A 20,673-nucleotide genomic window follows, 5' to 3' on the forward strand; every position below is an offset into this window, starting at 1 on the left:
GAGTTGACCAGCTCGATCGCATCGTGCCGGAACTGCTCCGGATACTTCGACCTGCGAGACACCAGGACATCCTCCCTCCAGACCACCGTCTGGAATCAAGGTGTCCGGCCCCAGGGGGCAACTCCACATGCGTGACTGGCGGGGCATCACGCGTGATCGAGGGGGCACCACCCGCCCGGATCGCTAGGGTGAACGCGTGAGCCACCCGCAGATCACGCTGACCGTCCGGCACACCCCGTCGGCGCTGGACACGCGCCGCGGCGTCGTCCGGCTGCACCCCGAAGTCCTCGACGCGCTGGGCCTGCGGGCCTGGGACGCCGTCCACCTCACCGGGGCGCGGGTCAGCGCCGCGCTCGCCGCGCCCGCCGACGAGGCCGGGGTGCCCGGGGTGGTGCTCACCGACGACGTCACGATGTCGAACCTGGGCGTCACCGAGGGCTCGGAGGTCGTCGTCGCGCCGGCCGACGTCGCGGCGGCCAGGACCGTGACCGTCGCCGGGTCGCGCCTGGCCAGCGTCTCGGTCAGCCCGCACATGCTGCGGCTCGCGCTGATCGGCAAGGTGCTCACCGTCGGCGACGCCGTTTCGCTCCTGCCGCAGGACCTCGCGCCGACGCCGGGGTCGGACCCGGCCGGCCTGCGCGGCCAGCTGTCGCGGGCGGTCGGCGCCACCTGGACGAACGAGCTGCTCACCGTCACCGCCACCGAGCCCGCCGGCACCGTCGCCGTCGGACCGTCCACAGTGGTCACCTGGCGCGACGGCGCCCGGCCGGGCCCCGCCGAGCAGGCCGCGCCCCGGGCGGCGACCGCGCTGGTGCGCACCTCCGCGGTGACCGCGGCCGAGGAGTGGATCGACGCCGAAATCGTCGAGGACGAGGTCACGGCCGTCCAGGAAGAGCCGGCCGTCCCGCTGGCCGACCTGATCGGCGCCGAGACCGCCGCGCGCAAGCTCGCCGAGTGGTTCGACCTCGCCTTCCACCGGCCCGAGCTGCTGGCCCGGCTGGGCGCGCCGGCCCACCTCGGCGTCCTGCTGTCCGGCCCCGAAGGCGTCGGCAAGGCGACGCTCGTGCGGTCGGTGGCCCACGACGCCGGGATCAAGACCATCCCGCTCGCCGCGCCGAACCTCGCGGTGCTGGACCCGAACGTCGCCGTCAACCGCCTGCGCGAGGCCATCCGCGAGGCCGACGGCCCCTCGGTCCTCCTGCTCACCGACGTCGACGCGCTGCTGCCCGCGACGACTCCCCCGCCGGTCGCCACGGTCGTGCTGGAGGAACTGAGGACCGCCCTCAAACGCGAGCGCTTCGCCGTCGTCGCGACGACGGCCCGTGCGGAGTCCGCCGACCCGCGGCTGCGCGCCGCCGACCTGCTCGACCGCGAGCTCGGCCTGGCCCTCCCGGACGCGAAAACCCGCCGTGAGCTGCTGAACGTCCTCCTCCGGGACGTCCCGCTCGACGCGGGCATCGACTGCGGCGTGCTCGCCGAGCGGACGCCGGGGTTCGTCGCCGCGGACCTGATCGCGCTGCGCCGGGACGCGGCCCTGCGGGCGGCGCTGCGCCAGCGTGACACCGACGAGCCGCGCATCTCGCAGCAGGACCTGCTGGACGCGCTGGCCACCGTCCGGCCGGTCTCGATGTCCACTTCGGACAACCTGGCCACCGGCGGGCTGACCCTGGACGACGTCGGCGACATGACCGAGGTCAAGCAGTCGCTCACCGAAGCCGTGCTCTGGCCGCTGCGGTACCCGGACTCGTTCGCCCGGCTCGGCGTCGAACCGCCGCGCGGGGTCCTCCTGTACGGGCCGCCCGGCGGCGGCAAGACGTTCCTCGTGCGGGCGCTGGCCGGCACCGGCGCGCTGAACGTCTTCGCGGTCAAGGGCGCCGAGCTGATGGACAAGTGGGTCGGCGAGTCCGAGCGCGCGGTGCGCGAGCTGTTCCGCCGGGCCGCCGAGGCCGCGCCCGCGCTGATCTTCCTGGACGAGATCGACGCGCTGGCCCCGCGCCGCGGGCAGTCGTCCGACTCCGGCGTCGCCGACCGCGTGGTCGCGGCGCTGCTCACCGAGCTCGACGGCGTCGAGCCGATGCGCGAGGTCGTCGTCCTGGGCGCGACGAACCGGCCGGAGCTGGTCGACCCGGCGCTGCTGCGGCCGGGACGGCTCGAGCGCCGCGTCTACGTGCCGCCGCCGGACGCCGAGGCCCGCGCGGCCATCCTCGCCGCCAGCTCGAAGAACACGCCGCTGGCCGAGGACGTCGACCTCGCCGCGGTCGCGTCCACTCTGGACGGGTACTCGGCCGCCGACTGCGCGGCGCTGATCCGCGAAGCCGCGTTGACGGCGATGCGCGAATCGCTGGAGGCCCGCGAAGTCACCGCGGCGCACCTGGAGACGGCCCGGAAGACCGTCCGGCCGAGCCTCGACCCGGCCCAGCTGGCCGCGCTGGAGGCGTACGCGAAGACCCAGTCGGGAGAATGAGAAAGGCGGCCGTCAACGACGGCCGCCTTCTCCGGAGCTTCAGCTGCCCTTGTGACCGCTCTGGTATTCCTTCGTCACGATGATGATCACGCCGGGGGTCGCGTTCTGGATGCCCTCGAAGCGCGGCTCGGCCTTGATGTCGAACTCCTGGGCCAGTTGCTTGGCCGCGGCTTCCTCGTCGGTGCCCGGGCGGTAGTACGCCGTCGTCGTCGGGATGATGCCCTGGGAGTAGTTGCCGACCTCGTTGACGTTCCAGCCGGCGCCGCGGAAGTCCTCGGCCGCGCGGTCCGCCAGGCCCTTGATCGTCGAGTTGTTGAGCACCCGGACGGTCACCCACTTGTTGGACGCCTGCTGGTCACCGCCCGGCTGACCGGGTTGACCAGGCTGCCCCTGCTGCCCCGGCTGACCGGGTTGACCCGGCTGCCCGGGGCCGGCCGACGTCGGCTGGCCGGGCGCCGGCGAACTCGGCGACGGCGACGCGGGCGACGAAGCGCTCGTCGAGGACGACGCCGTCGCCGTCGAAGAACTGCCCGAAGACGGCGCGGAGGACGTCCCCGGCTGCGTCGACGTGCCGCTCGGCCCGGCTTCGTTCGATCCTTCGCCTCCGCCGAGCGCGGTGATCCCGCCGATCACGGCGGCGATGATCGCCACGCCGATCAACGCGACGCCGGCGGCCTTCATCGGCCGGGACATTCCGGAAAACACACTCATTTCAGCTCGATCCCCAGTCGCCGGGCGCCTCGCTTGCGCTGGCGGGCGGCGCGGGTCTTGCGCAGCCGCTTCACCAGCATCGGGTCGGCTTCGATCGCCTCCGGCTTCTCCAGCAGCTTGTTGAGCAGCTGGTAGTAGCGCGTTGCAGACAGGTCGAAGCGTTCGCGGATGGCGTTCTCCTTCGCCCCGGCGTGCCGCCACCACTGGCGCTCGAAGGCGAGGATCTCGACCTCGCGTTCGGTCAGGCCGGGCACGGGCTTCGGCGGCGACGGCTGCGGCTCAGCCATCGACTCCGCGGCGTCCATCCGAGTCCCTCTCAATCGGGCGTCATGGCGAATCAGACCTAGCTCTTCCGCGGGCGCCATTGAACCACGGAAGCCACCACCGACGTGGGCATCGACGTCGGCGCGTCACGGTCTGATGCAGGTGTACCAGAGGGGTCCGACTAAACTGGCTCGCCGTGACCATCCACCCCATCGTTATCGCCGGCGAGCCCGTGCTGCACCAGCCGACTCGGGAGATCACCGAGTACGACGAGAAGCTGCGCACGCTCGTGGACGACATGTTCGAGACGATGTACGCCGCCGAGGGCGTCGGCCTCGCGGCCAACCAGATCGGCCTCGACCTGCGCGTGTTCGTCTACGACTGCCCGGACGACGAGGGCGTGCGGCACAAGGGCGTCGTCGTCAACCCGAAGCTCGAGACGTCGGAGATCCCGGAGACCATGCCGGACCCGGACGACGACTGGGAGGGCTGCCTCTCCGCGCCCGGCGAGTCGTACCCGACCGGCCGCGCGAAGTGGGCGAAGGTGACCGGCTTCGACGTCGACGGCAACCCGATCGAGGTCGAGGGCACCGGTTACTTCGCGCGCTGCCTGCAGCACGAGACCGATCACCTGGACGGGTACATCTACCTGGACCGCCTGGTCGGGCGGCACGCGCGCGCGGCGAAGAAGATGTTGAAGCACAACAAGTGGGGCGTCCCGGGCAACTCGTGGCTGCCGCCGAAGACCCCCGAGGACGACGGCGCCGTCATCTGAACCGCCCGACCCAAGCGCCCCAAGGCGGCCTTGGTTGCGTCTCACGCACCCAAGGCGGCCTTCGGTGCGTCTGACGCACCGAAGGCCACATTGGGGCGTTTGAGACTCAGCAGCCGAGGAAGTGGCAGCGGACCACCTTCGGCGTCTCCAGGACCGAGCCCGCCTGGACGTCCCAGGCGAGCCGGACGTACTGCGCGTGCGTCCAGGCCAGCGGGGTCGCCGACGTGTTCGGCGTGCCGGCCGGGAAGCCGGTCTGGCCCGACGGCGGGTTCTCGTCCCACACCTGCTCCGGCATGGTCTCCGCCGAGCTGCTCACCCGGCCGAGGTCACGCAGCCGCCGCGCGGCCGACGCACTGTCGCCGAGCGTCAGCTCGTACTCGCCGCGCTCGCCGGCGAGCAGCGGCCACAGCCGGCCGAACGTCGTGCGGCTCTCCGCCGGGAACGTGTAGTCCCACGGCGAACCGTCGGCCTGCTCGCCGTAGCCGTCCTTCGTGTAGCGGTGCCAGAACTGGCCGGTCGGCGTGGTGAAGGCGATGTCCTTGTCGGTGACCCTGATGCTGTTGCGGATCACCGGGTCGTCGGCGCGGTAGACGCCGAGCCGGACGAGGTCGAGGAAGCCCGCGTCGGTGACCGCGCGCTGGTCCATCGTCACGCTCGAGTTGCCGAGGTTGTAGGTCGTGCCGGCGTTCGCGTTCGCGTCCTTGGTGAGGCGGACGAAGTACGGGTCCTTCGACAGCGGCCCGTTCGTGGTGATCGTCTGCTTGGGCAGGTCGGCCTTCATCTTGTCGGCCGCGGCGAGGTAGCGGGCGGCGTCGGCGGCCGCGCCGTTGTGCGACGCGATGTCCGCCGCGCAGACGAGCCCGGCGATCACCGAGGCGATGGTCGACGGGGACCAGCCGTCCTGCTCCTCCCAGCGCTCCTGCTGGGTGTACGGCGACGCCTGCCCGTTCGGCCCCCGGTACCCGAGGATGAAGTCGGCGGCCTTGCGGACGCCGGGCCACAGGTCGGTGCGGCCGAGCTGCTGGGCCAGCACGATCGGGAACGCGGTCTCGTCGAGCTGGATCGACGTCCAGTACGGGACGCCGTCGACGCGGCTGTTCTGCGGCATGTGCCCGTCGGCCTGCTGCTGCGTGCCGAACATGTAGGACACGGCCCGGTTCGCGGCCGCCTGGTCGCCGCCGGCGGCCAGGCCGGTCGCGATCTGGTAGAGGTCACGCGGCCAGACGAGGTGGTAGGTGCCGGACGGCGACCACTCCGGGTCGTTGTTCCCGAACCGCCACGGCATGCTCGGCGACGCGATGAACGCGCCCGGGTGGTGCTTGTCCTCGCTCGCGGCGAGCGTCAGCATCGACGCCTTGTAGAGGTCGCGCTCGGCGTCGGTCTTCAGCGACGACGGCGGCTTGCCGATCCCGCGCAGGTACTGCTGCCAGCCGCGGTCGTAGGCGCGCGTGATGTCGCGGACCCCGCGGCGCTGCGACGCCTGCGCGCTCTTCAGCGCGTCGGCGGCCTTCGCGCCCATGCCGAGGGCCAGGGTGACATGCCGGTTGCGGAGACCGTCGGCGGTCGTCTGCCCGGTCAGCACGACGTTGCCCTTGGCGGCGGTGTCGTAGGAGGTCAGCTTGAACGTCTTCGCGAGCTGCGTGTGGCCGTCGGACGCGCCCGCGTAGCCGACGCTCGTCTTCGTGAACGCGGGCTTCGCGGTGAGCGCGGCGGCGTTCGCGGCGTCCTGCGCGGTGACGGCGTCACCGGCGCGGGCGGCCGAGTCGTCGGAACCGTCGTTGGTCAGGTCCGGGTCGGCGACCGCGTAGAGCTGGTAGGGCCGCCCGGTGAGCGACTGGAAGTCGACGTCCACCAGCACGGTCGTGGCGGCCGGGTCGGTGACGTAGGTCTTGCGGATGCGCCAGCGGTGCTGGTCGTCGGTGATGGTCTGCTCATAGGTGAGACTGTCGTCGTCGGTCCGCCGGACCTGCTGCGACTCGGCGGTGTGGTCCGCGACGGCGAAGCTGCGGCCGTCCGTGACCACGAAGTCCAGCGAGCGGACGCTGGGCGTCGACAGGTCCGGGTAGTAGACCTCGGACAGCTGCCCGCCCTGGAGGGTGAACCAGACGTTGCTGGACCGGTCGTGCGCGGTCCCGAAGCCGGTCTTGTTCGCGGGCAGCCAGCTGGGATGGCTCCCGGGCGCGCCGGGAGCCTCGCCCTGGGCCACCGCGGTCGCCGGGATCAGGCCGGTGACCAGCAGCCCGGCGAGGGCGCCGAAGATGAGTTTTCGCATATCAACCCCACAGAAGATCGCTTTCTGCACCGTTACAGAAGCGACTTGGCAGTCTGCCGCCGATCCTTCACCGGCGCATGAGCCGATCCGGTGAACCACCGACCGTCACTGGTCCGGTGAACCGGTTCACGGACAGCGAACGGACTTCGCCCGTCGACGAGCGCACACTTGTAGTACCTGCAACGTTGTAATCGAGGTGCGCATGGACGACGCGATGGACGCCTACTCGCGCGCGGTCAGCACGGTCGCCCGGACCGTCACCCCGCACGTCGCCGGGGTGCAGCTCGCGCGCGGCAGCGGCTCGGCGGTCGTCTTCGCCGGCGACGGGCACCTGCTCACCAACGCCCACGTCGTCAGCGACCACCGGCGCGGGGTCGCCACCTTCGCCGACGGCAGCGAAGTGCCCTTCGACGTCGTCGGCGCCGATCCGCTGTCCGACCTCGCCGTGCTGCGGGCCCGGGGTGCGACGCCGGCGGCCGCCGAACTCGGGGACGCCGACCGGCTCGTCGTCGGGCAGCTCGTCGTCGCGGTCGGGAACCCGCTCGGCTTCTCCGGGACCGTCACCGCGGGGGTCGTCAGCGCGCTCGGGCGGGCGCTGCCGGTGCGGCAGGGGCGCACCACCCGGGTGATCGAGGACGTCATCCAGACCGACGCCGCGCTCAACCCCGGCAACTCCGGCGGCGCCCTCGCCGACTCCGCCGGCCGGGTGGTCGGCGTCAACACCGCCGTCGCCGGGGTCGGCCTCGGGCTCGCCGTGCCGATCAACGCGACGACGCGGCGGATCATCGACACGCTCCTCGTCGAGGGCCGGGTGCGGCGCGCGTACCTCGGTGTCGTCGGCGTGCCCGCGCCGCTGCCGGACGACGTCGCCGAGCGCACCGGGCAGAACGCCGGGCTGCGGGTGCGCGAAGTCGTGTCCGGCGGTCCCGCCGACCGGGCCGGGTTGCGGGCCGGCGATCTCGTGCTGACCGTCGGGCGCACGCGCGTCTCGGACGCGCAGGGCATCCAGCGGCAGCTGTTCGCCGAAGTGATCGGCACCGCACTGCCGATCACCGTGCTGCGCAACGGAGCCATGGTCGACGTCTACGCCACACCGGCAGAGTTGGTCGGGTGACTTGAGTATCGCGCTCCGGCGTGGCATGGTCGGTGGCACAACACCAACGCGGGAGCTCGCGCCATGGCGGGCTGAGAGGGTGACTTGCGATTTCGCAGGCGTCACCGACCGCATGAACCTGACCGGGTAATGCCGGCGTAGGGAGTGAAAGTCGTTGACGACGCTGGAGAATTCTGCTGCCGTCTCCGTGACGACCGGGCCGATCACCGGCTCGCGCAAGGTGTACCACCAGACCGAATCCGGGCTGCGGGTTCCGGCCCGCCGGATCGATCTGTCCAACGGTGAACACTTCGACGTCTACGACACTTCGGGCCCGTACACGGATCCGGAGGTGTCGATCGACGTCCACAGTGGACTGCACCGGCTGCGCGCCGGCTGGGCCGACGGGCGCGAGCACAACACGCAGCTCGGCTGGGCCAAACAGGGCGTCATCACCCGCGAAATGGAGTACATCGCGGCGCGCGAACGGGTTTCGCCCGAGTTCGTCCGCGACGAAGTGGCCCGCGGGCGTGCGGTGATCCCGGTCAACCGCAAGCACCCGGAGTCCGAGCCGATGATCATCGGCAAGAACTTCCTGGTGAAGATCAACGCCAACATGGGCAACTCGGCCGTCTGGTCGTCGGTCGAGGAAGAGGTCGACAAGATGGTGTGGGCCACCCGCTGGGGTGCCGACACGATCATGGACCTCTCCACCGGCAAGCGGATCCACGAGACGCGGGAGTGGATCATCCGCAACTCGCCGGTCCCGGTCGGCACCGTGCCGATCTACCAGGCGCTGGAGAAGGTCGACGGCGAACCGGAGAAGCTGTCGTGGGAGGTCTACCGCGACACCATCATCGAGCAGTGCGAACAGGGCGTCGACTACGTCACCGTGCACGCCGGCGTGCTCCTGCGCTACATCCCGCTGACCGCCCGGCGCGTCACCGGGATCGTCAGCCGCGGCGGCTCGATCATGGCCGCGTGGTGCCTCGCGCACCACCAGGAGTCCTTTTTGTACACGCACTTCGAGGAGCTCTGCGAGATCCTCCGGCAGTACGACGTCACGTTCTCCCTCGGCGACGGCCTGCGCCCGGGGTCCATCGCGGACGCCAACGACCGCGCCCAGTTCGCCGAGCTCGAAACCCTCGGCGAGCTGACGCACATCGCGCGTTCGCACGACGTCCAGGTCATGATCGAGGGCCCCGGCCACGTGCCGATGCACAAGATCAAGGAGAACGTGGAGCTCGAGGAAAAGCTCTGCGGCGAAGCGCCGTTCTACACCCTCGGTCCACTCGCGACGGACATCGCACCGGCGTACGACCACATCACCTCCGCCATCGGCGCGGCCCAGATCGGCTGGTACGGCACGGCGATGCTGTGTTACGTCACGCCGAAGGAGCACCTCGGCCTGCCCAACCGCGACGACGTCAAGACCGGCGTGATCACGTACAAGATCGCCGCGCACGCCGCGGACCTGGCCAAGGGACACAAGTACGCGCAGGAGTGGGACGACGAGCTGTCCAAGGCCCGGTTCGAGTTCCGCTGGAACGACCAGTTCAACCTCTCGCTGGACCCGGACACCGCCCGCTCGTTCCACGACGAGACGCTGCCCGCCGAGCCGGCCAAGACCGCGCACTTCTGCTCGATGTGCGGCCCGAAGTTCTGCTCGATGCGGATCACCCAGGACGTCCGCAAGTACGCCGAGGAGCACGGTCTGTCCACGGTGGAAGCCATCGAGGCCGGCATGGCCTCGAAGTCGGCGGAGTTCACCGAGGCGGGCGGCAAGGTCTACCTGCCGGTGGTGCAGCCGTGACACCGAGGACCGCCCTCACCATCGCCGGGTCCGACTCCGGCGGTGGTGCGGGCATCCAGGCGGACCTGCGCACCTTCTTCGCCAACGGCGTCCACGGACTGGTCGCGTTGACGGCGGTCACCGTGCAGAACTCCCTGGGCGTGCAGGGTTTCACCGAGATCCCGGCCGACGTGGTCACCGCGCAGATCAAGGCGGTGGCGTCGGACATGGGTGTCGACGCGGCGAAGACGGGCATGCTGGCCACGGCCGAGATCATCCGCGCGGTGGCGAAGACCCTGGACGAGCTCGAGTCCGGCTTCCCGCTGGTGGTCGACCCGGTGGCGGCGTCGATGACGGGCCACTCGCTGCTGCGCGAGGATGCCCTGGAGGCGATCCGCACGGAACTGTTCCCGCGGGCGACGCTGATCACGCCGAACCTCGACGAAGTCCGGTTGCTGACGGGCGTTTCCGTCGTCGACACGGCCTCGCAGCGGGCCGCCGCCGACGCCCTCCTCGAGTTCGGCTCGCGGTGGGTCCTGGTGAAGGGCGGCCACATGCAGGGGACACCGGACTGCGTGGACCTGCTGACCGACGGCAGCTCCTACGTCGAGCTGACCGGCCGTCGCTACGAGACGGAGAACACCCACGGCGGCGGTGACACGCTCGCGTCGGCGATCACGGCGGCCCTGGCGAAGGGTGCTTCGGTCCCGGACGCGGTGGCGGCGGGGAAGAAGTTCATCGAGCGTTGTGTCGCGGAGGCTTACCCGCTGGGTGCAGGGGTGGGGCCGGTCTCGCCGTTCTGGGTACTGGACCGGTAAATCACGCGCGGCATCGGAGCCGGGCTGCCAAACTGGCCCGGTGACCGAGGACGAGCTGTGGCAGACCCTGCCCCAGGGGCTGCAGGAGCAATTCGACGCCCTGGTCGGCGAAGGTCGCCATATCCAGGCGATAGCCGTCCTGCGCGAAAAGTCCGGCCGCACGCCGCCGCCGAGCATCCACGACGGCGTGGCGCTCCTCGACCACCGCGCCCGCGTACTGCGCGAACGCGGCTGACTCAGCGGACCGGCTGCAGTTCCCGGCCGTCGTAGTCTTCGCGGGCCGAGCGGATCCGGTCGAAGTTCGCCTGGGACCACGTGCTCAACGCGATCAGGTGCGCGCCGACCTCGGCGCCCATCTCCGTCAGCGCGTACTCCACCGTCGGCGGGGTGGTCGGGTACACCGTGCGCGTCACGAAGCCGTCGCGTTCGAGCTGGCGGAGGTTCTGGGTCAGCATCTTCTGGCTGATGCCGTCCACCGCGCGGCGCAGCTCGCCGAAGCGATGCGGGCCGCGGGCGAGCGCACCCAGGACCAGGGCCGTCCACTTGTTGGCCAGCAGGTCCAGCACGTCGCGGCACGGACAGTTGCGCAGGTACACATCCCAGGGTCCGCCCTGGTCGCAGGTGGTATCCATCAGGTACCTACTTTACGGGAAAGTGCCTTCTGGCGAAAAGTGACGAAGGACCCGAGGATGGAGGCGAGCCCCGAAGACGAAGGAGTGAAGCAATGCGCATCGTGACCCAGCAGGCTCTCGGCGGACCGGAGGTGCTCCGCGTCACCGAGGCACCGCGTCCCGAACCCGGGCCGACGGAGGTCCTGGTGCGGGTGCGGGCCGCCGGGATCAACCCGGTCGACTGGAAGGTGCGGCGCGGCGGCGGGTTCCTCGGCGAGCCGCCGTTCACCGTCGGCTGGGACGTCGCCGGCGTCGTCGAAGAGACCGGCTTCGGCGCGACCGGTGTCGAGAAGGGCGACGAAGTCCTCGGCATGCCGTGGTTCCCGCGCCCGGCCAACGCCTACGCCGAGTACGTCACCGCGCCCTCGCGGCACTTCGTGCGCAAACCCGCCGGGCTGTCGTTCGCCGAGGCCGCCGCGCTGCCGCTGGCCGGGCTGACCGCCTGGCAGGGCCTGGTCGACGTCGCGAACGTCCACGAGGGACAGCGGGTGTTCGTCGACGCCGCCGCGGGCGGGGTCGGCCACCTCGCCGTGCAGATCGCCAAGGCGCGCGGCGCGCACGTCATCGGCACGGCGAGCGCGAAGAAGCACGGCTTCCTGCGCGAGCTCGGCGTCGACGAGCCGATCGACTACCACGACCCCGAAGCCACCGCGTCCGATGTGGACGTCTACTTCGGACTCGTCGGCGAGGAGAGCGACCTGCGCTGGCTGCCCGCCATCAAGGAGGGCGGCCTGCTGATCGGCGTGCCCAGCGGTGTCGGCGACCGGGTCGAAAAGGCCGCCGAGGCCAGGAAAGTGCACGTCCGGCGGATGCTCGTCGAACCGGACCGCGGCGGGCTGACCGGCCTCGTCGAACTCATCGAAGCCGGTCAGCTGAAGGTCCGCGTCGAGCAGACGTTCCCGCTGGAGGACGCCGCCAAGGCGCACGAGCTGGGCGAAGCGGGCCGGTTGTCCGGCAAGCTCGTGCTGACCGTCTAACCCCGCGCGAGCACCTGGGGCAGCACCGTCGTGAGCCCGGTCCAGTCCGAGGTGACCACCGACGCGTGCTGCTTCGCCAGGTCGGCGACGCGCTGGTTGGCCTGGTCGACCGTCGGGTTGTGGGCGTCGATGGCCGGGGCGACGTTCTGCCCGTCGGTCATCACGACGTAGTAGTGGTTGGCGTCGTACCACCACGGCCCGGTCTGGGTCACCCACGCGTTCGCGTCGCCGTCGAAGACGACGAACCACGGCTTGAGGTCGGCGGTGTACTTGTCCCGCGGGTCACCGCCGGCCGCGCCGTGCACGGTCGGGAAGATGTTCGCGTCGCCGAGCTTGCCCGCGTTCTTCAGACCCAGCAGGTACTGCGCGTACTCGACGTCGGTGTGCAGCGTGTCGGTCGGGTTCTGCTCCTCGACCGTGCCCGGGATGATCTCGGTGATCACCCGGCCCCGCAGCGCGTCCACGGACGGCCAGTTGTCCGCCTTGGCCGCGTCGTCGAGCGTGGCGTAGCCGCCGAGCAGCTCGGCCGGGCGGAAAGCGACGCTGCCGAGGTGCGCCCGGAAGGTGGCGTCCAGCTCGTCCGGACCGAGGCCGGTGTTGTCGGAGAACCCGGTCTTCATCTCGATCTTGAGCGTGAGCGGCGTGTGCCCCGGGTGGGCGGCCAGCCAGATCCGGATGTCGTCGAGGCAGTACTCCAGGTTCTTGTTCTTGCCGCCGGAATACAGCTGCGATGCCGACGTCGCGGCGACGCAGTTGTTGTTGTTCCCCAGCGGGTTCGAGTGGCTGACCTTCCACTCGTGGGTGATGAAGTCCGGCCAGACGTCCAGCTCGATCAGCGATGACCCGGCGTCGAGCGCCTGGGCCAGGTAGCCGTAGGCCGCCGGGTCGTAGGTGTTGTGCACGCCGACGGTCGTGACGTGGGACAGCTTGGGACTGTCGGCGTTGGCCGCCGTCGCTCCGGAGAGCGTGAGCGCTGCCGTGAGGAGTGCCACCGAGAAGAGCTTCATCCAGGCTCCTTCGAACGTGAGTAACGTTCACAATGTCGCACCGTGGTTGACTGTTCATGAAGCAAAAGAGGCTGATTGGCCTAGACCAGAAGTCGGGAAACCACCATGACGACGAGCCTTCCGACCGCCTTGACGATCGCCGGGTCGGACTCCGGCGGGGCCGCCGGGCTGCAGGCGGACCTGCGCACGTTCCTGACCTGCGGCGTCCACGGCCTGGTCGCGGTCACCGCCGTCACCGTGCAGAACACCCTGGGCGTGCACGACCGCGCCGACCTGCCGCCGCACATCGTGGCCGGCCAGGTCGAAGCCGTGGCGGCGGACATGGGCGTCGGCGCGGCGAAGACCGGCATGCTGGCCTCGGCCGAGATCATCCACGCCGTCGCCGGCGCGTGCGACAAGGCGAGCATCGGGCGTGACGAGAAGATCCCGTTCGTGGTGGACCCGGTGGCGGCGTCGATGCACGGCCACCCGCTGTTCGACGAGGCCGGGCTGCACGCCCTGCGCGACGAGCTGCTGCCGCGCGCGACCGTGCTGACCCCGAACCTCGACGAGGTCCGGCTGCTCACCGGGATGACGGTGACCGACCGCGAAGGCATGCACACCGCGGCCGTGGTGCTGCACCGGATGGGCCCGAAGTACGTCCTGGTCAAGAGCGGCCACCTGCAGGCCGACCCGGAGTGCGTGGACCTGCTGTTCGACGGCTCGACGTTCGTGGAACTGCCGGGCAAGCGGTATTCGACGCCGCACACGCACGGCGCGGGCGACACGATGGCGTCGGCCCTGACGGCGGGCCTGGCCAAGGGCATGCCCGTGGTCGAGGCGGCGCGCTACGGCAAGTGGTTCGTCTCGCACGCCGTCGAGCACGCCTACCCGATGGGCGCGAAGGTCGGCCCCGTCTCGGCCTTCTGGCGGTTGGCTCCCGAGGAACGCTGAGCGCCGAACTGCGGCAGCGGGCGGCCTAGTCGTCCGCGATCAGGGCCTCGAGCGCCGGGATCGCCGCCGTCAGCGCTTCGCGGTGCTCGGGTGAGAGCCGGTCGAGACGGCGGTTGAGCTCCTGGACCCGCGTCGACCGGACGCCGGAGACGAGCCGCTCACCCTCCTCGGTCGCCTTCGCCAGCCACGCGCGGCGGTCGACCGGATCGGATTCCCGGCTGACGTACCCGGCCTCGACCAGCGACGCGATGATCCGCGACATCGTCGCGGCGGCCACGCCCTCCTTGGCCGCGAGGTCACCGAGCCGCAGCTGGCCCGCGTGCACCAGCGTCGCCAGCGCCGAAATGGCGCCGTGGCCCGGCCCGGGCACGCCGGCCTGGCGCAGGGACCGGGACAGCCTGCCGACGGCGAGGTACAACCTGCCCGAGGTGTCCTGAACCGATGTGGTCACGGCTGGCTCCTTCTGCCCTGCCCGGCCGCGGGTGCGCCGGAAAGTGCCGTCCACCTTACGGGCTCCCGGTGCACACTCGTGTGAAGGCGCTTGAGTTCACCGGGGCGGGCTCGACGCCTGCGCCCAAAAGCGCTGCGGCACCCGCCCGGCCTCACGCGCGAGGCGTCCGGCCACCACACCCGCCCGCATCGCCGCGGCCATCCGCTCCGGATCGGCCGCCCGGGTGACCGCGGTCGACAGCAGGACGGCGTCGCAGCCGAGCTCCATCGCCAGCGTCGCGTCCGACGCCGTGCCGATTCCGGCGTCCAGGATCACCGGGACGCCCGCCCGCGAGACGATGAGCTCGATGTTGTGCGGATTCCGGATGCCGAGGCCGGTGCCGATGGGCGCCCCAAGCGGCATCACCGCGGCGCAGCCGGCCTCCTCCAGGCGCAGCGCGAGCACCGGGTCGTCGTTCGTGTAGGCGAACACGGTGAACCCGTCGGCGGCCAGCCGTTCGGCGGCGTCGAGCGTCTCGAACGGCTCGGGCAGCAGCGTCCGGTCGTCGGCGTGCACCTCGAGCTTGACCAGGTCGGTTTCCAGGGCCTCGCGCGCGAGCTGAGCGGTGAGCACGGCCTCGGCGGCCGTCCGGCAGCCCGCGGTGTTCGGCAGCAGCTCGATCCCGAGCCGCTTGAGCAGCTCGAGGACGCCGGAGCCGCCTTCGGCGTCGGCGCGGCGCATGGCGACGGTGGTCAGCTCGGTGCCGGACGCCACCAGCGCGCGTTCCAGCACGGCGAGGTTCGCCGCGCCGCCGGTGCCGATGATCAGCCGGGACGTCAGCTTGGTCGTGCCGATGACCAGCGGTGCTTCGTCCACTTCAGCCTCCCTGGACCGCGGTGAGCACGTCGAGGACCGCACCCTTGGGCACGGCGGTGGTCGCCCAGTCGGCGCGGCGGACGACGACGCCGTCGACCGCGACGGCGATGCCGGGCCGTGGCCCGCCGGTGGTGTCGAGGACGTCGGCGACGGTGGCGCCGTCCGGGAACGCCGTCCACTCGCCGTTGAGCTTGATCTCCATCACACGTGCTCCTTCTGGTGCAGGCGGGCGGGGGACGCGGCCGCGGTGCCTTCCGGCGGCGCGTCCCCTTCGAGCCAGGCGACCACGGCGTCCGCGGTCACCGGGGCCATCAGCAGGCCGTTGCGGTGGTGCCCGGTTGCGGCAAAAACGCCGCTGTCCAGGACCCCGAGGTACGGCAGCGCGTCCCGGCTGCCGGCACGCAGGCCGGCGGCGGTCTCGGTGAGCTCGTACTCGGTGATCGCGGGGAAGACGCGTTCGGCGCCTTCGAGCAGCTCGCGCACGCCGCGGGCGGTGACGGCCTGGTCGAACCCGGCCTCGTACTGGGTGGCGCCGAGGACCAGCTCGGTGTCCCCGCGCGGGACGAGGTAGATCGGGCGGCCCTCGACGACGGCCCGGACGGTGTGCCGCGGCGGCGGCAGGCAGCCGCGGCGGGGCTTCAGCCGGAGGATTTCGCCCTTGAGCGGCCGGACGGCGCCGGCGAGCAGCGGGTGGAGCTGTCCGGTCCAGGCGCCCGCCGCGAGCACGACGGCCTCGGCGTCCGGAAGCTCTTCGACGCGCTCTCGCTGGAACCGCACTTGGCGGTTGACGCAGGCGTCGTACAGGGCGTGCAGGAGTTTCCGGTTGTCCACGGCCAGGTCACCGGGCACGTGGAGTCCACTTCGGACGGACCCGATGCCGGGTTCGAGCCGCTTGGCCGCCCGGCCGGTGAGCCGCTCGGCCGCGCGGCCGAGGTCGTGCAGGTGGGTCGCCAGGATGTCCAGGTAGCCGGCGTCGGCGCTGTCGAAGGCGACGACGAGAGTCCCGTGGCCGGCCAGGCCGGGGTCCAAGCCCTCTTTCCGCAGGTCATGGGCGAAGTCCGGCCAGCGTCTCAGCGACTCTTCGCCGAGGCGGAGGACGTCCTCCTCGCCGGGCCACGCCTCGGTGACGGGGGCGAGCATGCCGCCGGCCAGCCAGGACGCGCCACCGCGGGCGGGTTCGGGGTCGTGCAGGGTCACTTGGTGGCCACGCGCGGCGGCGCGCCACGCGACGGACAGGCCGATCACGCCGCCGCCCACCACTGCCAGGTTCGTCATGGGATCACGCTCCCTGCGCCGGCATGACCCGGATCAGGTTCCACGGTCGGAGCGGCAGCTCCCTCTCAGCCCGTGCCTCGGGCTCCCGTGCGGACACGTCCACCTTAACCGGCGCGGTACCGTCGCCGCTATGCCCGCCCTCTCCGGTGACAAGATCCGCGCCCGCCTCGACTCCGCGCGCCTGTACCTCTGCACGGACGCCCGTACCGGCCGCGGCGACCTGGCTGCCTTCGCCGACGCGGCCCTCGCCGGCGGCGTCGACATCATCCAGCTGCGCGACAAGACCGGCACCCTGGAGGCGGCCGGCGAGATCGCGGCGCTGGAGGTCCTGGCGGAGGCGTGCGCCCGCCACGGCGCGCTGCTGTCGGTGAACGACCGCGCGGACGTGGCTTTGGCGGTCGGCGCGGACGTGCTGCACCTGGGCCAGGACGACATCCCGGTGCCGCTGGCCCGCCGCATCCTGGGCGACGACGTGGTGATCGGCCGCTCGACGCACTCGCTCGACCAGGCCCTCGCCGCGGCCGCGGAACCCGGCGTCGACTACTTCTGCACCGGTCCCTGCTGGCCGACGCCGACGAAGCCGGGCCGCCCGGCCCCGGGGCTCGACCTGGTCCACGCGACGGCGGCGTGGGCGCCGGACCGCCCGTGGTTCGCGATCGGCGGCATCGACGGCGACCGGCTGCCTTCGGTGCTGGAGGCGGGCGCCTCCCGGATCGTCGTGGTCCGGGCGATCACCGAGGCCGAGGACCCCGAGGCCGCGGCGCGCGAACTGCGGGCGCGCCTGCCCTGAGTCAGGGCGTCGGCGTCGGCGCGGCACCCTTGCTGGTCGGCGGGGTCGCCGTGGTGGCCGGGGCCGAGGTCGACGGCTGCTCGCTCGTCGTGCTCGGGGTGGTCGTCGGCGTCTCGGACGACGTCGGGGCGGTCGAGGTGCCCGTCGGGGCCGTGGTCGTCTCCGTCGGGGACACCTGGGTGTCGTTCGTCGAGGTCGGCGGGGTCGTCGCCGGCGTCTTGTCCTCCTGGCCGGAGCTGCCGCCGAACAACTTGCCGACGCTGGCACCCGTGCCGCCCGCGACCTTGCCGCCCGAGGCCGCGTCCACGCCGATCATCGAGAGGATCGCCACCGCGAACGCCACCACGCTGGTGCCGATGATCAACGGCCACCGCAGCTTCCGCAGCCGTGCGGACAGCGGTGCCGTCTCGGGCTTCGCCAGCCGGACCGTGGGCTGGTCGGTGATGGGTACCTCGGCCGGCGCCTCCTCCGCGTGCCCGCGGCGCCGGATCCCCGACGTCGCCAGCTGGCGCGCCCGCAGCGCCGCCTCCCGCGTGCGTTCCAGTGAGCGGAGGTAGAGCTCACTGCCGACCGTCGACACCACGCTCGCGACGCCGGCACCGATCACCGTGCCCGCCACGCCCAGCGTCGAGCCGAGCAGCGCCGCGGTCACCGCCGCCAGCGCCGCCGCCATGACCTGCGCGATCCGCAGGCCCGACTTCTGTTCCTTTTCCTCCGCTGCCGCTGCTTTCTCCTTGCTCATGATCCCGATCTAGGTAGGCCGTGTTTCTCCCCTGTCCAACGTCTAAGGCGCGTGAGGCACTCCCCTCGTTGCCACGGCGTGAGGAGGACCACTCCGTCTGTCCATAATAGACACTCCATGTCGAACGCTTTCTTGACATACTCGGCACATGGAACTGGTGACGATCTCTGACATCGAGGCCGCCGCGAAGCGCGTCGCCGATGTCGCCGTGCGCACGCCCCTGCTGCTCCAGACGTGGGATCCCCGCGGGACCCTGTGGCTCAAACCCGAAAACCTGCAACCGGTCGGGGCGTTCAAGGTCCGCGGCGCGTTCAACGCCATCGCCGGTCTCGACGACGCGGCGCGCGCCCGCGGCGTCATCGCGTACTCCAGCGGCAACCACGCGCAGGCAGTCGCGTACGCCGCGCAGCGGTACGGCGTGCCCGCGGTGATCGTCGTGCCGGACGTCACGCCGCGGATCAAGGTCGAGGCCACCCTCTCTTACGGCGCCGAAGTCATCGAGGTGCCGATCGGCGAGCACGAGGGCAAAGCGCGTGAACTGGCCGCCGAACGCGGGCTGACCCTCGTCCCGCCGTTCGACGACGCGGCCATCATCGCCGGACAGGGCACCGCCGGCCTGGAGATCGCCGAGGATCTGCCGGACGTCGACGTCGTGCTGGTCCCGATCAGCGGCGGCGGCCTGGCGGCCGGCGTCGGTACCGCGATCCGGGCCCGCTGCCCGCGGGCGCGGGTGATCGGCGTCGAGCCCGCGCTGGCCGCGGACGCCGCCGACAGCCTCCAGCGGGGCGAGCTGGTCCGGTGGCCGCAGGCCGACCGCGCCCGCACGATCGCCGACGGCCTGCGCTCGCAGCCGTCGGAGCTGACCTTCGCCCACCTGCGGGAGGTCGTCGACCAGATGGTGACGGTCTCCGAGGAGGAGATCCGCGAGGCGGTCCGCGTCCTCGCGGCCAAGGCCCGGCTGGTGGCCGAGCCGAGCGGCGCGGTGACGACGGCGGCGTACCTGTCCCACGCCGACGAGCTGCCGTCCGGGAAGACGGTCGCACTCGTCTCGGGCGGCAACGCCGACCCGGCGATGTTCGCCGAAATCCTGGCAGGCTGACCCGGCCCCAGCGCCCCAATGTGGCCTTCGGTGCGTTGAATCAGCACTGCGGCGCGAAGCGCCTCCGTTGAGGGTGGCGGCGGGGGCATGGATGGAGCACCCAAGGCCGCCTTGGGGCGCTTGGGGCTAGGAGCCGGCGACGGAGGAGCCGCCGCGGATGTGCGTCGGCGGGCCCTCCACGCCGCAGTGGTAGCACTCGCCCAGGTGGGGGCACTCGTCGTTCGGCTCGGGCGCCGAGTCCGGCGACGGCGAGGACGGCGGCGCCAGGACGCCGTTGTGGATGCCCAGCGCGATCAGCCCGCCCGCGATCGCCAGGGCCGCGCAGATGACCAGCGCCGTCCGCCAGCCCGCCGTCAGTGCCACCGGGTCCGCGTACGCCTCGCCGGTCAGGCCGGCCGCCGCCGGGAGCACCGCCACCGCCAGCAGGCCACCCGATCGGGCGATCGCGTTGTTCACCCCGGACGCGACGCCGGCGTAGCGGTCCGGGGCCGCGGCGAGCACCGTCGCCGTCACCGGGGCCACCACCGTCGCCAGGCCGAGGCCGAACACCACCACCGCGGGCAGCACCGTGCCGAGGTAGGACGCGCCGGGCGCGATGCGCAGCATCAGCAGCATCCCGACGCCGACCACGATCGGCCCGACGACCAGCTGCGTGCGCGGGCCGATGCGCTGCGCGAGCGCGCCGGAACGGCCGGAGAGCAGCAACATGATCACCGTCAGCGGCAGCCCGGCCAGCCCGGCCGCGGTCGGCGAGTAGCCGAGCGACACCTGCAGCTGCATCACCAGCAGCATCATCACCCCGCCGAGCGCGGCGTAGACGACGAAGGTCAGGGCGTTCGAGAGCGTGAACGTCCGGTCCCGGAACAGCGACGGCGGCACGAGCGGCTCGCGCGAGCGGCGCTGGACGGCGACGAACGCGGCCAGCCCGGCGATCCCCAGCAGGCCCGCGACCAGCACGATCGGGTCGCCGACGCCGCGGGCGGGCGCCTCCACCAGCGCGCCGGTCACCCCCGCGAGACCGAGCGCGCCGAGCGCGGCGGCGCCGAAGTCCGGGTGGCCGGTGGCGCCGGGGTCACGGGATTCGGGGACGAACTTCCGCGCCATCAGCACCACGGCGACCGCGATCGGCACGTTGATGAGGAACGCGAGCCGCCAGGACCACACCTGCACGAGGAACCCGCCGAGCAGCGGGCCGGCGGCGGCCGCGATGCCGCCGAGGCCGGACCACGCCCCGATCGCGCGGGCGCGGGCGTCGTGCGCGAAGGACGACTGGAGGATCGCGAGCGACCCGGGCGTCAGCAAGGCGCCGCCGATGCCCTGCAGGATCCGCGTCGCGACGAGCATCTCGGTGGAGGTCGCGGCGGCACACAGCCCGGACGCGATGCCGAACCAGACGACGCCGACGAGGTACGTGCGGCGCCGGCCGTACCGGTCGCCGAGCGAGCCGGCGACGAGGATGAGCGCGGCCAGCGCCAGCATGTAGCCGTCGAGGATCCACTGGAGTCCCGCGACGGAGGCGTTGAGTTCGGCGCCGATGCGCGGCAGGGCGACGTTGACGATGGTGCCGTCGAGCATCGCCATGCCGGAGCCGAGGATGGTGGTCGCGAGCACGCCGCGGGCGGCGCCGGTACCCCACCGGATCCCGGTGTCTTCGGTGGCAGTCACCCGGTCAACTTCACAGTGA

21 protein-coding genes and 2 riboswitches are annotated in these 20,673 nt (G+C 71.9%); of the genes, 10 read left to right on the top strand and 11 right to left on the bottom strand.

The window, feature by feature from the left end:
• Nucleotides 1-196 precede the first annotated feature (196 nt).
• Nucleotides 197-2,464 carry an AAA family ATPase gene (locus ACLJPY_RS28670; RefSeq protein ID WP_410593083.1) on the top strand — a complete coding sequence of 756 codons (2,268 nt, stop codon included), beginning with the start codon at nt 197-199 and terminating at the stop codon, nt 2,462-2,464.
• A gap of 39 nt (nt 2,465-2,503) precedes the next feature.
• Here the strand turns inward: ACLJPY_RS28670 and ACLJPY_RS28675 are convergent, their stop codons facing one another.
• Together ACLJPY_RS28675 and ACLJPY_RS28680 are read right to left on the bottom strand one after the other, a co-directional pair.
• Nucleotides 2,504-3,175 carry a LytR C-terminal domain-containing protein gene (locus ACLJPY_RS28675; RefSeq protein ID WP_410593085.1) on the bottom strand — a complete coding sequence of 224 codons (672 nt, stop codon included), beginning with the start codon at nt 3,173-3,175 and terminating at the stop codon, nt 2,504-2,506.
• Nucleotides 3,172-3,480, bottom strand: coding sequence for a DUF3263 domain-containing protein (locus tag ACLJPY_RS28680; RefSeq protein ID WP_003101701.1), 309 nt, complete (start codon nt 3,478-3,480; stop codon nt 3,172-3,174). Before ACLJPY_RS28680 ends, ACLJPY_RS28675 begins: the two co-directional genes overlap by 4 nt.
• Nucleotides 3,481-3,635: 155 nt before the next feature.
• Between ACLJPY_RS28680 and ACLJPY_RS28685 the strand changes: the two genes are divergently transcribed.
• Complete coding sequence (locus ACLJPY_RS28685) at nt 3,636-4,214, top strand: peptide deformylase (RefSeq protein WP_410593086.1); 579 nt, start codon at nt 3,636-3,638, stop codon at nt 4,212-4,214.
• 106 nt (nt 4,215-4,320) lie between these two features.
• On the opposite strand, the gene ACLJPY_RS28690 is transcribed toward ACLJPY_RS28685, so the two are convergent.
• Nucleotides 4,321-6,486 (bottom strand): glycoside hydrolase family 15 protein, encoded by a 2,166-nt coding sequence (locus ACLJPY_RS28690; RefSeq protein WP_410593088.1) that lies wholly within the window; start codon nt 6,484-6,486, stop codon nt 4,321-4,323.
• A 202-nt stretch (nt 6,487-6,688) separates the two neighbouring features.
• Here ACLJPY_RS28690 and ACLJPY_RS28695 point away from each other — a divergent pair, with 202 nt between their 5' ends.
• The 4 genes from ACLJPY_RS28695 to ACLJPY_RS28710 all read left to right on the top strand — a co-directional run bounded on the left by ACLJPY_RS28695 (nt 6,689) and on the right by ACLJPY_RS28710 (nt 10,424).
• A complete protein-coding gene (locus ACLJPY_RS28695) occupies nt 6,689-7,600 on the top strand; it encodes a S1C family serine protease (protein WP_410593090.1) in 912 nt (303 codons plus the stop codon).
• Between the two features lie 38 nt (nt 7,601-7,638).
• A riboswitch (TPP riboswitch) is annotated at nt 7,639-7,761 on the top strand.
• On the top strand, nt 7,755-9,392 hold the full coding sequence (gene thiC / locus ACLJPY_RS28700; protein ID WP_410593092.1) for a phosphomethylpyrimidine synthase ThiC: 1,638 nt from the start codon (nt 7,755-7,757) through the stop codon (nt 9,390-9,392). It overlaps the preceding riboswitch by 7 nt.
• Nucleotides 9,389-10,189 (top strand): bifunctional hydroxymethylpyrimidine kinase/phosphomethylpyrimidine kinase, encoded by an 801-nt coding sequence (thiD, locus tag ACLJPY_RS28705; protein ID WP_410593094.1) that lies wholly within the window; start codon nt 9,389-9,391, stop codon nt 10,187-10,189. The genes thiC and thiD (ACLJPY_RS28705) overlap by 4 nt, the downstream gene beginning before the upstream one ends.
• A gap of 40 nt (nt 10,190-10,229) precedes the next feature.
• Nucleotides 10,230-10,424: a hypothetical protein gene (locus ACLJPY_RS28710; RefSeq protein WP_410593096.1), complete on the top strand. Its 195-nt coding sequence runs from the start codon at nt 10,230-10,232 to the stop codon at nt 10,422-10,424.
• Between the two features lies 1 nt (nt 10,425).
• On the opposite strand, the gene ACLJPY_RS28715 is transcribed toward ACLJPY_RS28710, so the two are convergent.
• The gene (locus ACLJPY_RS28715; protein ID WP_410593098.1) at nt 10,426-10,821 is read right to left on the bottom strand and encodes a winged helix-turn-helix transcriptional regulator; all 396 of its coding nucleotides are present in this window, start codon (nt 10,819-10,821) and stop codon (nt 10,426-10,428) included.
• A 92-nt stretch (nt 10,822-10,913) separates the two neighbouring features.
• Here ACLJPY_RS28715 and ACLJPY_RS28720 point away from each other — a divergent pair, with 92 nt between their 5' ends.
• Entirely contained in the window at nt 10,914-11,837 is a 924-nt protein-coding gene (locus tag ACLJPY_RS28720) for an NADP-dependent oxidoreductase (RefSeq protein WP_410593100.1), read from the top strand.
• Here the strand turns inward: ACLJPY_RS28720 and ACLJPY_RS28725 are convergent.
• A complete protein-coding gene (locus ACLJPY_RS28725) occupies nt 11,834-12,844 on the bottom strand; it encodes a phosphatidylinositol-specific phospholipase C domain-containing protein (protein WP_410593102.1) in 1,011 nt (336 codons plus the stop codon). The genes ACLJPY_RS28720 and ACLJPY_RS28725 overlap by 4 nt on opposite strands.
• Before the next feature lie 105 nt (nt 12,845-12,949).
• Between ACLJPY_RS28725 and thiD (ACLJPY_RS28730) the strand changes: the two genes are divergently transcribed.
• Complete coding sequence (gene thiD, locus ACLJPY_RS28730; protein WP_410593104.1) at nt 12,950-13,777, top strand: bifunctional hydroxymethylpyrimidine kinase/phosphomethylpyrimidine kinase; 828 nt, start codon at nt 12,950-12,952, stop codon at nt 13,775-13,777.
• Between the two features lie 25 nt (nt 13,778-13,802).
• Here thiD (ACLJPY_RS28730) and ACLJPY_RS28735 read toward each other — a convergent pair whose 3' ends face one another.
• The 4 genes from ACLJPY_RS28735 to thiO all read right to left on the bottom strand — a co-directional run bounded on the left by ACLJPY_RS28735 (nt 13,803) and on the right by thiO (nt 16,358).
• Entirely contained in the window at nt 13,803-14,228 is a 426-nt protein-coding gene (locus tag ACLJPY_RS28735) for a MarR family winged helix-turn-helix transcriptional regulator (RefSeq protein WP_103351229.1), read from the bottom strand.
• A gap of 96 nt (nt 14,229-14,324) precedes the next feature.
• Entirely contained in the window at nt 14,325-15,083 is a 759-nt protein-coding gene (locus ACLJPY_RS28740) for a thiazole synthase (RefSeq protein ID WP_410564160.1), read from the bottom strand.
• A 1-nt stretch (nt 15,084) separates the two neighbouring features.
• Nucleotides 15,085-15,285 (bottom strand): sulfur carrier protein ThiS, encoded by a 201-nt coding sequence (gene thiS / locus ACLJPY_RS28745; RefSeq protein ID WP_410593106.1) that lies wholly within the window; start codon nt 15,283-15,285, stop codon nt 15,085-15,087.
• Nucleotides 15,285-16,358 carry a glycine oxidase ThiO gene (gene thiO, locus ACLJPY_RS28750; protein WP_410593108.1) on the bottom strand — a complete coding sequence of 358 codons (1,074 nt, stop codon included), beginning with the start codon at nt 16,356-16,358 and terminating at the stop codon, nt 15,285-15,287. The genes thiS and thiO overlap by 1 nt, the downstream gene beginning before the upstream one ends.
• A riboswitch (TPP riboswitch) is annotated at nt 16,352-16,457 on the bottom strand. (Overlaps the previous gene by 7 nt.)
• A gap of 31 nt (nt 16,458-16,488) precedes the next feature.
• Here thiO and thiE point away from each other — a divergent pair.
• On the top strand, nt 16,489-17,148 hold the full coding sequence (gene thiE / locus ACLJPY_RS28755; protein ID WP_410593110.1) for a thiamine phosphate synthase: 660 nt from the start codon (nt 16,489-16,491) through the stop codon (nt 17,146-17,148).
• Nucleotide 17,149: 1 nt separating this feature from the next.
• Here thiE and ACLJPY_RS28760 read toward each other — a convergent pair whose 3' ends face one another.
• Nucleotides 17,150-17,890, bottom strand: coding sequence for a hypothetical protein (locus tag ACLJPY_RS28760; RefSeq protein WP_410593112.1), 741 nt, complete (start codon nt 17,888-17,890; stop codon nt 17,150-17,152).
• Nucleotides 17,891-18,038: 148 nt separating this feature from the next.
• On the opposite strand from ACLJPY_RS28760, the gene ACLJPY_RS28765 reads away from it, so the two are divergent.
• Nucleotides 18,039-18,989, top strand: coding sequence for a threonine/serine dehydratase (locus ACLJPY_RS28765; protein WP_410593114.1), 951 nt, complete (start codon nt 18,039-18,041; stop codon nt 18,987-18,989).
• Nucleotides 18,990-19,115: 126 nt separating this feature from the next.
• Here the strand turns inward: ACLJPY_RS28765 and ACLJPY_RS28770 are convergent, their stop codons facing one another.
• Nucleotides 19,116-20,654, bottom strand: coding sequence for an MFS transporter (locus ACLJPY_RS28770; RefSeq protein WP_410593116.1), 1,539 nt, complete (start codon nt 20,652-20,654; stop codon nt 19,116-19,118).
• Nucleotides 20,655-20,673 lie beyond the last annotated feature (19 nt).

This window comes from Amycolatopsis sp. lyj-23, assembly GCF_046549135.1.
In the GTDB taxonomy this organism is placed as follows: Bacteria; Actinomycetota; Actinomycetes; order Mycobacteriales; family Pseudonocardiaceae; genus Amycolatopsis.

Bases quoted from the DNA above. Each gene is read 5' to 3' on its own strand.
- ACLJPY_RS28675 (WP_410593085.1), bottom strand. From the start codon at position 3,175: ATGAGTGTGTTTTCCGGAATGTCCCGGCCGATGAAGGCCGCCGGCGTC.
- ACLJPY_RS28680 (WP_003101701.1), bottom strand. From the start codon at position 3,480: ATGGACGCCGCGGAGTCGATGGCTGAGCCGCAGCCGTCGCCGCCGAAG.
- ACLJPY_RS28690 (WP_410593088.1), bottom strand. From the start codon at position 6,486: ATGCGAAAACTCATCTTCGGCGCCCTCGCCGGGCTGCTGGTCACCGGC.
- ACLJPY_RS28695 (WP_410593090.1), top strand. From the start codon at position 6,689: ATGGACGACGCGATGGACGCCTACTCGCGCGCGGTCAGCACGGTCGCC.
- ACLJPY_RS28715 (WP_410593098.1), bottom strand. From the start codon at position 10,821: ATGGATACCACCTGCGACCAGGGCGGACCCTGGGATGTGTACCTGCGC.
- ACLJPY_RS28720 (WP_410593100.1), top strand. From the start codon at position 10,914: ATGCGCATCGTGACCCAGCAGGCTCTCGGCGGACCGGAGGTGCTCCGC.
- ACLJPY_RS28725 (WP_410593102.1), bottom strand. From the start codon at position 12,844: ATGAAGCTCTTCTCGGTGGCACTCCTCACGGCAGCGCTCACGCTCTCC.
- thiD (WP_410593104.1), top strand. From the start codon at position 12,950: ATGACGACGAGCCTTCCGACCGCCTTGACGATCGCCGGGTCGGACTCC.
- thiS (WP_410593106.1), bottom strand. From the start codon at position 15,285: ATGGAGATCAAGCTCAACGGCGAGTGGACGGCGTTCCCGGACGGCGCC.
- thiO (WP_410593108.1), bottom strand. From the start codon at position 16,358: ATGACGAACCTGGCAGTGGTGGGCGGCGGCGTGATCGGCCTGTCCGTC.
- thiE (WP_410593110.1), top strand. From the start codon at position 16,489: ATGCCCGCCCTCTCCGGTGACAAGATCCGCGCCCGCCTCGACTCCGCG.
- ACLJPY_RS28760 (WP_410593112.1), bottom strand. From the start codon at position 17,890: ATGAGCAAGGAGAAAGCAGCGGCAGCGGAGGAAAAGGAACAGAAGTCG.
- ACLJPY_RS28765 (WP_410593114.1), top strand. From the start codon at position 18,039: ATGGAACTGGTGACGATCTCTGACATCGAGGCCGCCGCGAAGCGCGTC.